The organism is Pseudomonas brassicae (assembly GCF_010671725.1).
Classification (GTDB): domain Bacteria; phylum Pseudomonadota; class Gammaproteobacteria; order Pseudomonadales; family Pseudomonadaceae; genus Aquipseudomonas; species Aquipseudomonas brassicae.
The window spans coordinates 1-12,385 of the sequence record NZ_JAAHBU010000477.1 but is presented as its reverse complement, the minus strand read 5'-3'; the positions used below and the strand labels follow the sequence as shown (position 1 = coordinate 12,385).

General features: G+C 63.1%; 15 protein-coding genes and 1 pseudogene. 11 read left to right on the top strand and 5 right to left on the bottom strand.

Annotated elements, in window-relative coordinates:
• Positions 1-104: 104 nt before the first annotated feature.
• Both G3436_RS24840 and G3436_RS24835 read right to left on the bottom strand, forming a co-directional pair.
• A complete protein-coding gene (locus G3436_RS24840) occupies positions 105-662 on the bottom strand; it encodes a L,D-transpeptidase family protein (RefSeq protein ID WP_163950675.1) in 558 nt (185 codons plus the stop codon).
• 28 nt (positions 663-690) lie between these two features.
• Positions 691-1,245 (bottom strand): NUDIX hydrolase, encoded by a 555-nt coding sequence (locus G3436_RS24835; protein WP_163950672.1) that lies wholly within the window; start codon positions 1,243-1,245, stop codon positions 691-693.
• Between the two features lie 131 nt (positions 1,246-1,376).
• Between G3436_RS24835 and G3436_RS24830 the strand changes: the two genes are divergently transcribed.
• The 5 genes from G3436_RS24830 (at position 1,377) to purT (ending at position 4,536) form a co-directional block, all read left to right on the top strand.
• A complete protein-coding gene (locus G3436_RS24830) occupies positions 1,377-1,976 on the top strand; it encodes a CoA pyrophosphatase (protein ID WP_163950669.1) in 600 nt (199 codons plus the stop codon).
• Between the two features lie 40 nt (positions 1,977-2,016).
• Positions 2,017-2,541, top strand: coding sequence for a gamma carbonic anhydrase family protein (locus G3436_RS24825; protein ID WP_163950666.1), 525 nt, complete (start codon positions 2,017-2,019; stop codon positions 2,539-2,541).
• The gene (locus G3436_RS24820; protein ID WP_163950663.1) at positions 2,541-2,753 is read left to right on the top strand and encodes a DUF1289 domain-containing protein; all 213 of its coding nucleotides are present in this window, start codon (positions 2,541-2,543) and stop codon (positions 2,751-2,753) included. The genes G3436_RS24825 and G3436_RS24820 overlap by 1 nt, the downstream gene beginning before the upstream one ends.
• A 62-nt stretch (positions 2,754-2,815) precedes the next feature.
• The gene (locus G3436_RS24815) at positions 2,816-3,283 is read left to right on the top strand and encodes a 7-cyano-7-deazaguanine/7-aminomethyl-7-deazaguanine transporter (protein ID WP_163950660.1); all 468 of its coding nucleotides are present in this window, start codon (positions 2,816-2,818) and stop codon (positions 3,281-3,283) included.
• A 71-nt stretch (positions 3,284-3,354) separates the two neighbouring features.
• Positions 3,355-4,536 carry a formate-dependent phosphoribosylglycinamide formyltransferase gene (gene purT, locus G3436_RS24810; protein WP_163950657.1) on the top strand — a complete coding sequence of 394 codons (1,182 nt, stop codon included), beginning with the start codon at positions 3,355-3,357 and terminating at the stop codon, positions 4,534-4,536.
• A 109-nt stretch (positions 4,537-4,645) separates the two neighbouring features.
• On the opposite strand, the gene G3436_RS24805 is transcribed toward purT, so the two are convergent.
• The 3 genes from G3436_RS24805 to G3436_RS24795 form a co-directional block, all read right to left on the bottom strand.
• Positions 4,646-5,956, bottom strand: coding sequence for an MFS transporter (locus G3436_RS24805; protein WP_163950654.1), 1,311 nt, complete (start codon positions 5,954-5,956; stop codon positions 4,646-4,648).
• Positions 5,957-6,029: 73 nt separating this feature from the next.
• Complete coding sequence (locus tag G3436_RS24800) at positions 6,030-7,253, bottom strand: transporter associated domain-containing protein (RefSeq protein WP_163950651.1); 1,224 nt, start codon at positions 7,251-7,253, stop codon at positions 6,030-6,032.
• A 10-nt stretch (positions 7,254-7,263) separates the two neighbouring features.
• The gene (locus tag G3436_RS24795; RefSeq protein ID WP_163950631.1) at positions 7,264-8,076 is read right to left on the bottom strand and encodes a cytochrome C assembly family protein; all 813 of its coding nucleotides are present in this window, start codon (positions 8,074-8,076) and stop codon (positions 7,264-7,266) included.
• A 196-nt stretch (positions 8,077-8,272) separates the two neighbouring features.
• Between G3436_RS24795 and ffh the strand changes: the two genes are divergently transcribed.
• The 6 genes and pseudogenes from ffh to G3436_RS24765 all read left to right on the top strand — a co-directional run bounded on the left by ffh (position 8,273) and on the right by G3436_RS24765 (position 12,329).
• On the top strand, positions 8,273-9,649 hold the full coding sequence (gene ffh / locus G3436_RS24790; RefSeq protein ID WP_163950614.1) for a signal recognition particle protein: 1,377 nt from the start codon (positions 8,273-8,275) through the stop codon (positions 9,647-9,649).
• Between the two features lie 235 nt (positions 9,650-9,884).
• Positions 9,885-10,169, top strand: a complete 285-nt coding sequence (gene rpsP / locus G3436_RS24785) for a 30S ribosomal protein S16 (protein ID WP_163950611.1) — start codon at positions 9,885-9,887, stop codon at positions 10,167-10,169.
• Complete coding sequence (gene rimM / locus G3436_RS24780) at positions 10,141-10,677, top strand: ribosome maturation factor RimM (RefSeq protein ID WP_163950609.1); 537 nt, start codon at positions 10,141-10,143, stop codon at positions 10,675-10,677. The genes rpsP and rimM overlap by 29 nt, the downstream gene beginning before the upstream one ends.
• Before the next feature lie 3 nt (positions 10,678-10,680).
• A pseudogene (trmD, locus tag G3436_RS24775) lies at positions 10,681-11,432 on the top strand (tRNA (guanosine(37)-N1)-methyltransferase TrmD).
• Between the two features lie 42 nt (positions 11,433-11,474).
• The gene (rplS, locus tag G3436_RS24770; protein ID WP_163950606.1) at positions 11,475-11,825 is read left to right on the top strand and encodes a 50S ribosomal protein L19; all 351 of its coding nucleotides are present in this window, start codon (positions 11,475-11,477) and stop codon (positions 11,823-11,825) included.
• A gap of 96 nt (positions 11,826-11,921) precedes the next feature.
• Entirely contained in the window at positions 11,922-12,329 is a 408-nt protein-coding gene (locus G3436_RS24765; RefSeq protein WP_163950603.1) for an acyl-CoA thioesterase, read from the top strand.
• Positions 12,330-12,385 lie beyond the last annotated feature (56 nt).

Here is a 12,385-nt window from a genome sequence, read left to right as displayed (position 1 = left end):
GGGGCTCTTCGCTGGCAAGCCAGCTCCCACAGGTTTTTGCGGTGCATGCAGGACCTTGTGGTGGCTGGCCTGTCGGCGAAGGGGCCGCTCACGCCACTGATGAATCAGGGCCGGATCTCGATCAACGTGCCATCGCTGACCAGGTTCCATACCTCGCGCATGTCGCGGTTGGTCATGGCGATGCAGCCTTCGGTCCAGTCCAGGGTGTGGAACACTGCCTCGGGGTACTCCTCGCTGTCGGGCGTGCCGTGGATCATGATCATGCCACCCGGCGGCACGCCTTCACGGCGTGCCCGCGCCGAATCGCTGACGTTGGGGTAGGACACATGGATGGCCAGGTTGTAGCGCTCAGACACCTTGCGCCAGTCCAGCCAGTAGAGCCCTTCGGGCGTGCGCTTGTCGCCTTCGCGCAGCTTGGCACCCTTGGGCTGCTTGCCCAGCGAGATGCGGTAGCTCTTCATCGAGGTGGTGCCGCTCATCAACTGCAGGCGCCGTTCGGACTTGAGCACCAGCACCTTGTCGATCAGCGGTGCGCTGGACGGTGCCGGGGCGAGTGATGCAGGCCCGACCTGGCTGGCCGGCTTGCGGATGATGGTTTCGGTAAACGCCGCCTGGGACACCGAGGCCACACCGAGGCAGAAGAGGGCAAGCAACCAGCGCATGAAACGGTATCCCTGAAAGTAGCGACGTTTACGTTGAAGTATGGGGTTCGGCCATTGGCGACAGGCACTCGGTGCGTACCGGGTAGTGCTGCCCCTTGCGGTCCAGATAGTAGCATTCTAGGGCACGGCTCACGGTCCTGAAAGCCAGCTCGTCCCATGGGATCTCATGTTCCTCGAACAGGCGCACTTCCAGGCTTTCGACGCCCACGGCAAAATCCAGGTCGGCCAGTTCTGCGCGAAAGAACACGTGCACCTGGTTGATGTGCGGCAGGTCGAACACCTGGTACAGGGCCATCGGCCCCAGGCGCGCGCAGGCCTCTTCGTCGGTTTCGCGGCGTGCCGCCTGCTCCAGGGTCTCGCCGTTCTCCATGAAGCCGGCCGGCAGCGTCCAGTAGCCACGGCGCGGCTCGATGGCGCGCCGGCACAGCAGCACCTGGCTGCCATGGCTGGGCAGTGCGCCGGCAACAATGTTGGGGTTCTGGTAGTGGATGGTCTGACAGCTGTCACAGACGTAGCGCGGGCGGTTGTCGCCTTCGGGAATGCGCTGAATGACCGGGTTGCCGCACGCACTGCAGTATTTCATGCTTATCTTCCTGATGACTGCGCCTATCTTCGCGCCACTGCGCGCAGCCCCGCAAGCGTGATTGTCGCGGGGGCTTGGGCGGGCTGCGCCTTTGGTGCATGATGCACAAAGCTGACAGAACGAGAGAGACCATGCTGGACGAGTTACTTCGCCGAATGAGCAGTCATACGCCGGCCACCCTGGAGACCGATCGACGTTTCCCCGAGGCCGCCGTGTTACTGCCCATCACCCGCAGCGAAGCGCCCGAGCTGGTGTTGACCCTGCGCGCCAAGGGGCTCTCGACCCACGGCGGCGAAGTGGCGTTCCCCGGCGGGCGCCGCGACCCGGAAGACCCTGACCTGGTGTTCACCGCGCTGCGCGAGGCCGAGGAAGAGATCGGCCTGCCGCCAGGCCTGGTCGAAATCATCGGCCCATTGAGCCCGCTGGTGTCGCTGCATGGCCTGAAGGTCACGCCGTTTGTCGGGCTGATCCCCGACTACGTCGAGTACCGCGCCAACGATGCCGAGATCGCGGCGGTGTTCAGCGTGCCGCTGGAGTTCTTCCGTCAGGACCCGCGCGAGCATACCCATCGCATCGATTACCAGGGCCGCAGTTGGTATGTGCCCAGCTATCGCTTTGGCGAGTACAAGATCTGGGGGTTGTCGGCGATCATGATCGTCGAGCTGGTCAACGTGCTTTACGATGCGCGCATCAGCCTGCATCAGCCGCCTGAGCGTTCCACCAGAACCTGAGCGGGCCCACCCGCCATTGCCTTACCGTGAGGAAGCACGCATGAAGTATCGTCTGGGCGACCAGCGGGTCGAGACCCACCCACAGAGCTGGGTGGCCCCCACCGCCACGCTGATCGGCAAGGTACGCCTGCAGGCCGGCGCCAGCGTGTGGTTTGGCGCGGTGTTGCGTGGCGACAACGAGCTGATCGACATCGGCGAGAACAGCAATGTGCAGGACGGCGCGGTGATGCACACCGACATGGGCTGGCCGCTGACCCTGGGCACCGGCGTGACGGTTGGCCACAACGCCATGCTGCATGGCTGCAGCGTGGACGACTACAGCCTGATCGGCATCGGTGCGGTGGTCCTCAACGGTGCGCGCATCGGCAAGCACTGCATCATCGGCGCCAATGCGCTGGTGCCCGAGGGCCGGGAGATCCCCGACGGCTCGCTGGTGGTCGGTTCGCCCGGCAAGGTAGTGCGCGAGCTGACCCCGGCGCAGCAGCAATTGCTCGAGGCCAGCGCCGCCCACTACGTGCACAACGCCCAGCGTTATGCCCGTGACCTGGCCCCGCAGGAGGATTGATGAGCCAGCCCGAACGCCCCGTGTCTTCGCCCTGCGTGAACATCTGCGCACTGGACGAGCAGGACATCTGCACCGGCTGCCAGCGCACCGCCACTGAAATCACCCGCTGGGGCCGCATGGACAACAGCGAGCGGCGCCAGGTGCTGGTGCTGTGCCATGAACGCGCCGTGGCCGCCGGCCTGGTGCTGTCGGTAGGCAAGGCCGCCGGCTGATCCCGGGCTTGGCCGTGCCGGGGCACTCAAGTACCCTGTACGGCTTGCCCATCGGTGCCTCTATGTTCTTTCTGATTGCCTACATCGCCAGCGTGGTGCTGATCAACTACGCGTTCTCCAGTGCGCCCCACCTGGACGTGATCTGGTCTGCCTGGGGCGGGCTGGTGTTTATCCTGCGCGACATGGTGCAGACCCGCTTCGGGCATGGCGCGCTGCTGGCCATGCTGGGGGCGCTGGTGCTCTCGTACGTCACCTCGGAGCCGGCCATCGCCCTGGCCAGCGCCACCGCCTTCGCCGTGTCGGAGCTGATCGACTGGCTGGTGTTCAGCATCACCAAGCGCCCGCTGCACGACCGCCTGTGGCTGAGTTCGGCGTTGAGCATCCCGCTGGACACCTTCATTTTTTTCGGCATGATCGGTGCGCTGACCCCGGCCGTGGTGGGGACTGCGCTGGGCTCGAAGTTCGCCGGGGTCACCGTGGTGTGGCTGGCGATGGCCTGGCGTGCACGCAAGAACGCCTGCGCCATGTAAAATGACGCTTCTTTTCACCGGGTTGCACCGTGCTGGGGCGGCCCTGGATTCCTTCCCTCTGAGGACCTGAGATGACCCGTATCGGAACCCCCTTGTCGCCAACCGCGACCCGAGTACTGCTGTGTGGCTGTGGTGAGCTGGGCAAGGAAGTGGTGATCGAGCTGCAACGCCTGGGCGTTGAAGTGATTGCCGTGGACCGTTACGCCGATGCCCCGGCCATGCAGGTGGCGCACCGCAGCCATGTCATCAACATGCTCGACGGTGCTGCGCTGCGCGCCGTGATCGAGGCCGAGAAGCCGCACTACATCGTGCCGGAGATCGAAGCCATCGCCACCGCCACCCTGGTGGAACTGGAGGCCGAAGGCTTCACGGTGGTGCCGACCGCTCGCGCCGCGCAGTTGACCATGAACCGCGAAGGCATCCGTCGCCTGGCCGCAGAAGAGCTGGACCTGCCGACCTCGCCGTACCACTTTGCCGACACCTTCGAAGACTACCGCAAGGCCGTCGAAGACCTGGGCTTCCCCTGCGTGGTCAAGCCGGTCATGAGTTCGTCGGGCAAGGGCCAGAGCCTGCTCAAGAGCGTCGATGACATCCAGCACGCCTGGGACTACGCACAGGAAGGCGGGCGTGCCGGCAAGGGCCGCGTGATCATCGAGGGTTTCATCGACTTCGACTACGAGATCACCCTGCTGACCGTGCGTCACGTCGGTGGCACCACCTACTGCGCGCCGGTCGGGCATCGTCAGGAGAAGGGCGACTATCAGGAGTCGTGGCAGCCGCAGGCCATGAGCCCCAAGGCGCTGGCCGAATCGGAGCGGGTGGCCAAGGCGGTCACCGAGGCCCTGGGCGGTCGCGGCATGTTTGGCGTCGAGCTGTTCGTGAAGGGCGATCAGGTGTGGTTCAGCGAAGTCTCGCCGCGCCCGCACGACACAGGCCTGGTGACCCTGATTTCCCAGGACCTGTCGCAGTTTGCCCTGCATGCGCGGGCGATCCTGGGCCTGCCGATTCCGTTGATCCGTCAGTTCGGGCCATCGGCTTCGGCGGTAATCCTGGTGGAGGGTACGTCGCAGCAGACTGCGTTCGCCAACCTGGGCGCAGCGCTGAGCGAGCCGGATACGGCGCTGCGCCTGTTCGGCAAGCCTGAGGTCAATGGTCAGCGTCGCATGGGCGTGTGCCTGGCGCGTGACGAGTCGGTCGAAGCCGCACGGGCCAAGGCGACCCGCGCTTCGCAGGCCGTCAACGTAGAGCTGTAGATTTCACTGGCCCTTTCGCTGGCAAGCCAGCTCCCACAGGGTTAGGCGTGCGCCGCAACACCTGTGGGAGCTGGCTTGCCAGCGAAGGGCTGCAGGGCAGCCCAGGCTTTTACAGCTCGGTATGCCGCGTCTCTTTCAGGCACAGCACCGCAATCACGCTGAGCACCGCCGCCGCCGACACATACCCGCCCACCCAGCTCAGGCCACCCATGGCCACCAGCTTCTGGGCAAAGAACGGTGCCGCCGAGGCACCCACGATCCCGCCCAGGTTGTACGCCGCCGACGCCCCGGTGTAACGCACATGCGTGGGGAACAGCTCTGGCAGCAAGGCGCCCATCGGCGCAAACGTCACCCCCATCAGAAACAGCTCGATGGCCAGGAACAGCGCCACCCCCGTGGTCGACCCCGAGGTCAGCAGCGGCTCCATCAGAAAGCCCGAACCGATCGCCAGCACGCCGCCGACGAGCAGTACCGGCTTGCGCCCGTACTTGTCGCTGAGCCAGGCCGACAACGGCGTGGCCAGAGCCATGAAGACCACCGCAAAGCACAGCAGGGCGAGGAAGGTTTCACGGCTGTAGCCCAGCGTCGATACCCCGTAGCTCAGGGAAAACACTGTCGAGATGTAGAACAGGGCGTAGCACACCACCATCGCTGCGGCGCCCAGCAAGGTCGGCAGCCAGTACTGCGAGAACAGCTCGAGCACCGGCATCTTCACCCGCTCGTGACGTGCCACGGCCTTGGCAAACACCGGCGACTCTTCGAGCTTGAGGCGTACATACAGGCCTACGATCACCAGTGCAGCGCTAAGCAGGAACGGGATGCGCCAGCCCCAGCTGCGGAACTGCTCGTCGCTCAGGGTCATGGCCAGGGTCAGGAACAGCCCGTTGGCTGCCAGGAAGCCGATCGAAGGGCCCAGTTGCGGGAACATGCCGAACCAGGCGCGCTTGCCCTTGGGTGCGTTTTCGGTGGCCAGCAACGCTGCGCCGCCCCATTCGCCGCCCAGCCCCAGGCCCTGGCCGAAGCGCAGCAGGCACAGCAGGATCGGCGCCCAGGCCCCGATGCTGTCGTACCCCGGCAGCACGCCGATCAGCGTGGTGCACACGCCCATCAGCAGCAACGAAGCCACCAGCGTCGACTTGCGCCCGATACGGTCGCCAAAGTGGCCGAACAGTGCCGAGCCCAGTGGCCGTGCCAGGAAGGCGATACCGAAGGTCAGGAAGGCCGAGAGCATCTGCGCGGTGCCCGAGGTCTGCGGGAAGAACACCGGGCCGATCACCAGGGCTGCTGCCGTGGCATACACGTAGAAGTCGTAGAACTCGATAGCGGTGCCAATGAAACTGGCGGTGGCTACCTTGGCGGGCGAATTGACGGGCGGCGCTGCAGTTTCGTCATTGTTGTTATAGGTGCTGCTGGTCGTCATGGGCGTTTCCCTGTCGAGTGCTCCGAAGGCTCTGGCACCTGCCTCAGGCGGGTGCCAGCGGGCTCGAGTATAGCTAGCGGGCGACGGTCCAGACCAGTATGCGGCTGGCACAATTGTCCTCGGTTTCGAGGATTTCCATGCGATATCGGCCCATTTTCAGGCACACCGCGCTGGCCGGGATGCTTTCCAGCGCTTCGGTCACCAGGCCGTTGAGGGTCTTGGGCCCGTCGCTGGGCAGGTGCCAGCCCAGGCTGCGGTTCAGTTCGCGGATCGAGGCGTTGCCTTCGATCACGTAGCGCCCGTCGGCCTGCGGGTGGATATGCGGGTTGTCGAGGCTGTGTTCGTCTTCGAATTCGCCGACGATTTCCTCGAGGATGTCTTCAAGGGTGACGATGCCCTGTACTTCGCCATACTCGTCGACCACCACGCCCAGGCGTCGCTGCTGCTTGTGGAAGTTGAGCAGTTGCAACTGCAGCGGGGTGCTTTCGGGGACGAAGTACGGCTCGTAGCAGGCCGCCAGCAGGCTGGCCATGGTCAATTCGGCCTTGGGCAGCAGGTGGCTGATCTGGCGTGTGTTGAGGATCGCCTCGACCCCGTTGATGTCGCTGTGGAACACCGGCAGGCGCGTGTGCCGGCTGATGATCAGTTGTTCGATGATCTGTTCGATCGGCTCGTCGAGGTTGATCCCGTCGACGTCGTTGCGCGGTACCAGAATGTCGTTGACCGTTACCTTGTCCAGCGCCTGCAGGCTGCCCAACAGCTGGGTCTTGTGCTGGCTGTGCTCTTCTTCGAGCGGGTCTTGCTCCGGGTTGCCCTCGTGCCGGCCGTCGTGCTGGCTGACCGCCGTGGCCTTGCTGGCGAAGGGGCGCAGCAGCAGCCGGGCGCAGCCATCGAGCAACCAGGCCAGCGGATGCAGCACGGCAAGCGGTACTTTCAGCAGGCTGTTGCCCAGGCCCATCAGTGCCTCGGGGTAGCGACGCGCCAGGCGACGCGGCACGAAGTCGGTCAACACCAGCACCGCCACCGCGGCGCCAGCGCAGGCCAGCCAGAAGCCACGTTCGCCGCCGTACGCAAAGCCCAGCAGCGACGCCAGGGCAAATACCAGCAGCTTGCCCAGGGTGGCGCCCAGCACCAGTGCGCGCGGCGAAGCCTGCGCAACCGGGTGTTCGCCGCTGTGGCCGTTGCGCCGCGCACCGGCCAGTTGCTGTTGAGCGGCATCCACTGCGCTGAACAGCGCCGACCAGATCAGGGTCAGCGCCAGTACCGCGACCTGTGGGCCTAACGGCAGAGTGTCCATAAACCGCCTGTCAGATATGCAGAATGAATTCGCGCACCAGCTTGCTGCCGAAATACGCCAGCATCAGCAGGCAGAAACCGGCCAGGGTCCAGCGGATTGCCTTGTGCCCGCGCCAACCCAGGCGCGTGCGGCCCCACAGCAGCACGCTGAACACCACCCAGGCCACGCAGGCGAGCAGGGTTTTGTGCACCAGGTGCTGGGCAAACAGGTTGTCGAGGAACAGCCAGCCGGAAATCAGCGACAGCGACAGCAGTACCCAGCCTGCCCAGAGAAAGCCGAACAGCAGGCTTTCCATGGTTTGCAGTGGCGGGAAGTTGCGAATCATGCCCGATGGATGCTTGTGCTTGAGCTGATGATCCTGCACCAGCAGCAGCAAGGACTGGAACACCGCGATAGTGAACAGCCCATAGGCCAGGATCGACAGCAGGATATGCGCCAGGATGCCGGGCTCTTCGTTGATCAGCGGCACCGTGCCCGAGGGGGCGAACTGCGCGATCAGCGCCGTCAGCAGGCCCAGCGGAAACAGCAGCAGCAACAGGTTCTCCACCGGAATGCGCAGGGTGGCGAGCAGGGTCAGGGCAATCACCGCCGTGGCGATCAGGCTGGCGGCGCTGAAAAAGTCCAGGCTCAGGCCCAGTGGCGTGAGCAACTGCCAGAGCAGCGCGGTGCTCTGGGCGATCACGGCAAATGCGCCGAGCACGCCGAGCAGCCGTTTATCGGCCTTGGTGCCTCGGGCCAGGCGCGTGCCTTGATAGAAAATCGCGGCGGCGTACAGGCAGGCGGCGATCAGATTGGGTAGCAAGCTGGGTGACAAAGGGAGCATAAGTCCTGTTAGGCAAGCCCGAAAGGCCCTGAGTTTGGCATAGAACGCGCCTGCCAAGGAAGACTGCCGGCCGACACCATGGTGTGCGCGTGCGCGAGTCTTCGCTATAATCGCCGGCCTGCCCTTGCCCAAGGCTGGCCGAATGCGCCAGGGGCAGCTGATAAACCTCGGTTCTACAGAGCCTGAAAGGATCCCCATGTTTGAAAACCTGACCGACCGTCTGTCACAGACGCTGCGCCATGTCACCGGTAAAGCCAAGCTCACCGAGGACAATATTAAAGACACCCTGCGCGAAGTGCGCATGGCGTTGCTCGAGGCCGACGTCGCCCTGCCGGTGGTCAAGGATTTCGTCAACAAGGTCAAGGACCGCGCGGTCGGCACCGAGGTGTCGCGCAGCCTGACGCCGGGGCAGGCGTTCGTGAAGATCGTTCAGGCCGAGCTCGAAGAGCTGATGGGCGCTGCCAACGAAGACCTCGCGCTCAATGCCGCACCGCCTGCGGTGGTGCTGATGGCTGGCCTGCAGGGTGCGGGTAAGACCACCACCGCCGGCAAGCTGGCGCGCTTCCTCAAGGAGCGCAAGAAGAAAAGCGTGATGGTGGTATCGGCCGACGTGTACCGTCCGGCGGCGATCAAGCAGCTCGAAACCCTGGCCAACGACATCGGCGTGACCTTCTTCCCGTCGGACATCAGCCAGAAGCCGGTGGCCATCGCCGAAGCCGCGATCCGCGAAGCCAAGCTCAAGTTCATCGACGTGGTCATCGTCGACACCGCCGGTCGCTTGCACATCGACGCCGAGATGATGGGCGAGATCAAGCAGCTGCACGCCGCGGTCAAGCCGATCGAGACCCTGTTCGTGGTCGACGCCATGACCGGCCAGGACGCCGCCAACACCGCCAAGGCGTTTGGTGAGGCGCTACCGCTGACCGGTGTGATCCTGACCAAGGTCGACGGCGACGCCCGTGGCGGTGCCGCGCTGTCGGTGCGCGCGATCACCGGCAAACCGATCAAGTTCATCGGCATGGGCGAGAAGAGCGAAGCGCTCGAGCCGTTCCACCCGGACCGTATCGCCTCGCGGATCCTGGGCATGGGTGACGTGCTCAGCCTGATCGAGCAGGCCGAGCAGACCCTGGACAAGGAAAAGGCCGACAAACTGGCCAAGAAGCTGAAGAAGGGCAAGGGTTTCGACCTGGAAGACTTCCGCGATCAGCTGCAACAGATGAAGAACATGGGCGGCCTGAGCGGCCTGATGGACAAGATGCCGAGCATCGGCGGCGTCAACCTGTCGCAGATGGGCAGTGCCCAGGGCGCGGCAGAGAAGCAGTTCAAGCAGATGGAAGCGATCATCAACTCCATGACCCCGGCCGAGCGCCGCGACCCGGAGCTGATCAGCGGCTCGCGCAAGCGCCGCATCGCCATGGGCTCGGGCACCCAGGTGCAGGACATCGGGCGCTTGATCAAGCAGCACAAGCAGATGCAGAAGATGATGAAGAAGTTTTCCACCAAGGGCGGCATGTCCAAGATGATGCGCGGCCTGGGCGGCATGATGCCTGGCGGCGGCATGCCCAAACTGTAAAGCATTCAGGCCGTCGCCCCGGGTTCGGGGTGCTGGCCGGAACCCCGCTTCGGCGGGATCCCGCTGCTTCTATTAAGGAAGCAGCCCATTTGCAGGTCAGTACGGCGGCTTGTCGCGCGTCGTAAAAAGGCATTTGCAAAAGTCCGTGTATTCCTTGAGAATATGCGGCCTTTCGGGCACCCGTGTGCCCGCTGTGCATTATGATTTGCAGCACCGACTACAGGAACGATGTTCTATGCTAACCATCCGTCTTGCCCGTGGCGGCTCCAAAAAGCGCCCATTCTACCAACTGACCGTGACCGACTCGCGTAACCCGCGTGACGGCTCGCACAAAGAGCACGTTGGTTTCTTCAACCCGGTTGCTCGTGGTCAGGAAGTTCGCCTGTCCATCAAAGAAGACCGCGTCAACTACTGGTTGGGCGTTGGTGCACAACCGTCTGAGCGCGTTGCTCAGCTGTTGAAGGAAGCTGCCAAGCCGCGGCCTGAGCACTATGAACGCGACGCCAGAAAATGCGGATGACCTGATCGTCATCGGCAAGATTTTTTCGGTTCACGGCGTTCGCGGCGAGGTGAAGGTGTACTCCTTTACCGATCCGATTGAAAACCTGTTGGATTACCGCAACTGGACGCTCAAGCGCGAAGGTGTGGTCAAACAGGTCGAGCTGGTCAGCGGCCGTTCCAACAAAAAGGAACTGGTTGCCAAGCTCAAAGGCCTCGACGATCGTGATGAAGCCCGTCTTCTGAGCGGTTACGAGATTTGCATCTCGCGAAGCCTTTTGCCCGACCTGACCGAAGACGAGTACTACTGGTACCAGTTGGTAGGTCTGAAAGTCATCAACCAGGACGAACAGCTGTTCGGCACGGTTGATCACCTGTTGGAGACCGGTGCGAACGATGTAATGGTGGTCAAGCCCTGCGCGGGCAGCCTGGATGATCGTGAACGCCTGTTGCCCTATACCGGGCAGTGCGTGTTGAAGGTCGATCTGGCTGCAGGCGAGATGCGGGTCGAATGGGACGCGGACTTCTAGACGATGGCCAGCCTTCGTGTCGAAGTCATTACGTTGTTCCCCGAGATGTTCTCGGCCATCAGTGAGTACGGCATTACCAGCGCGCGGTAAAGCAGGGGTTGTTGCAACTGACCTGTCACAACCCGCGGGACTACACCACAGATCGCCACCACACCGTGGATGATCGGCCGTTTGGCGGTGGTCCGGGCATGGTGATGAAGATCAAGCCCCTCGAAGATGCCCTGGTTCAGGCCAGGCAGGCAGCAGGGGAAGCGGCGAAGGTGATCTACCTGTCGCCACAAGGCCGTCAACTGAATCAGTCGGCGGTACGCGAGCTGGCGAATGCAGAGTCGTTGATTCTCATCGCAGGTCGTTATGAAGGCATTGACGAGCGGTTCATTCAGGCTCATGTCGATGAAGAGTGGTCGATTGGCGACTATGTACTGTCTGGCGGCGAGCTGCCGGCGATGGTCCTGATCGATGCGGTTACACGGCTGCTGCCCGGAGCTTTAGGGCATGCAGACTCGGCGCAGGAAGATTCCTTCACCGATGGTCTGCTTGATTGCCCGCACTACACCCGACCGGAGGTGTATGCGGATCAGCGTGTTCCCGACGTGTTGCTCAGTGGCAACCATGCACACATCCGGCGCTGGCGTTTACAGCAGTCCCTTGGGCGGACCTATGAACGACGCGTCGATCTTCTGGAAAGTCGCTCACTTTCTGGAGAAGAGAAGAAGCTGCTCGAGGAGTATCTCCGAGAGCGGGACGATAGTTAACGTATCGATGGTAGGTCCGATGATCTACCTTAGGAGCACAGCATGACCAACAAAATCATTCTGCAACTCGAAGCCGAGCAGATGACCAAAGAGATCCCGACCTTTGCCCCAGGCGACACCATTGTCGTTCAGGTGAAAGTGAAGGAAGGCGACCGTTCGCGTCTGCAGGCGTTCGAAGGTGTTGTTATCGCCAAGCGTAACCGTGGTGTGAACAGTGCTTTCACTGTTCGTAAAATCTCCAACGGTGTTGGCGTAGAGCGTACTTTCCAGACCTACAGCCCGCAGATCGACAGCCTGGCCGTGAAACGTCGTGGTGACGTGCGTAAAGCCAAGCTGTACTACCTGCGCGACCTGTCCGGCAAAGCCGCTCGCATCAAGGAAAAACTGGCCTGAGGCTAGTTTGACCGGCGGGCACGGGACCGCCATGCGAAATAAAAGCAGCCTTCGGGCTGCTTTTTTGTTGTCCGTTTTTTGTGTTGCAGAGATGTCATGAGCCCTAGAGAGCAAGAAATCCAGCGCCGTACCGAGTTGTCGGTGACCCGCGTGACCAAGGCGGTGTTCCCGTCGACCACCAACCACCACAACACCCTGTTCGGCGGCACGGCGCTGGCGTGGATGGACGAGGTGTCGTTCATTGCCGCGACGCGTTTCTGTCGCTTGCCGCTGGTGACGGTGTCGACTGACCGTATCGACTTCAAGCACCCGATTGCGGCAGGTTCGATCGTCGAGTTGGTGGGCACGGTAGTGAAAGTGGGCAACACCAGCCTCAAGGTCGAGGTCGAGGTGTTTGTCGAGAGCATGAGCTGCGACAGCCGTGAGAAGGCGATTCACGGGCTGTTCAGCTTTGTCGCCATCGACGAGGACAAGCGCCCGGTGCCGGTGCTGCCCGGCTTCTGAGCGGCGCTGCGCCCTTCGCTGCAAGCAGCTCCCATAGGATCCCTGTGGGAGCTGGC

What these genes read in the sequence shown, in the direction of transcription:
- G3436_RS24840 (WP_163950675.1), bottom strand. Translation starts at nt 662, where the DNA reads ATGCGCTGGTTGCTTGCCCTCTTCTGCCTCGGTGTGGCCTCGGTGTCC.
- G3436_RS24835 (WP_163950672.1), bottom strand. Translation starts at nt 1,245, where the DNA reads ATGAAATACTGCAGTGCGTGCGGCAACCCGGTCATTCAGCGCATTCCC.
- G3436_RS24830 (WP_163950669.1), top strand. Translation starts at nt 1,377, where the DNA reads ATGCTGGACGAGTTACTTCGCCGAATGAGCAGTCATACGCCGGCCACC.
- G3436_RS24825 (WP_163950666.1), top strand. Translation starts at nt 2,017, where the DNA reads ATGAAGTATCGTCTGGGCGACCAGCGGGTCGAGACCCACCCACAGAGC.
- G3436_RS24820 (WP_163950663.1), top strand. Translation starts at nt 2,541, where the DNA reads ATGAGCCAGCCCGAACGCCCCGTGTCTTCGCCCTGCGTGAACATCTGC.
- G3436_RS24815 (WP_163950660.1), top strand. Translation starts at nt 2,816, where the DNA reads ATGTTCTTTCTGATTGCCTACATCGCCAGCGTGGTGCTGATCAACTAC.
- purT (WP_163950657.1), top strand. Translation starts at nt 3,355, where the DNA reads ATGACCCGTATCGGAACCCCCTTGTCGCCAACCGCGACCCGAGTACTG.
- G3436_RS24805 (WP_163950654.1), bottom strand. Translation starts at nt 5,956, where the DNA reads ATGACGACCAGCAGCACCTATAACAACAATGACGAAACTGCAGCGCCG.
- G3436_RS24800 (WP_163950651.1), bottom strand. Translation starts at nt 7,253, where the DNA reads ATGGACACTCTGCCGTTAGGCCCACAGGTCGCGGTACTGGCGCTGACC.
- G3436_RS24795 (WP_163950631.1), bottom strand. Translation starts at nt 8,076, where the DNA reads ATGCTCCCTTTGTCACCCAGCTTGCTACCCAATCTGATCGCCGCCTGC.
- ffh (WP_163950614.1), top strand. Translation starts at nt 8,273, where the DNA reads ATGTTTGAAAACCTGACCGACCGTCTGTCACAGACGCTGCGCCATGTC.
- rpsP (WP_163950611.1), top strand. Translation starts at nt 9,885, where the DNA reads ATGCTAACCATCCGTCTTGCCCGTGGCGGCTCCAAAAAGCGCCCATTC.
- rimM (WP_163950609.1), top strand. Translation starts at nt 10,141, where the DNA reads ATGAACGCGACGCCAGAAAATGCGGATGACCTGATCGTCATCGGCAAG.
- rplS (WP_163950606.1), top strand. Translation starts at nt 11,475, where the DNA reads ATGACCAACAAAATCATTCTGCAACTCGAAGCCGAGCAGATGACCAAA.
- G3436_RS24765 (WP_163950603.1), top strand. Translation starts at nt 11,922, where the DNA reads ATGAGCCCTAGAGAGCAAGAAATCCAGCGCCGTACCGAGTTGTCGGTG.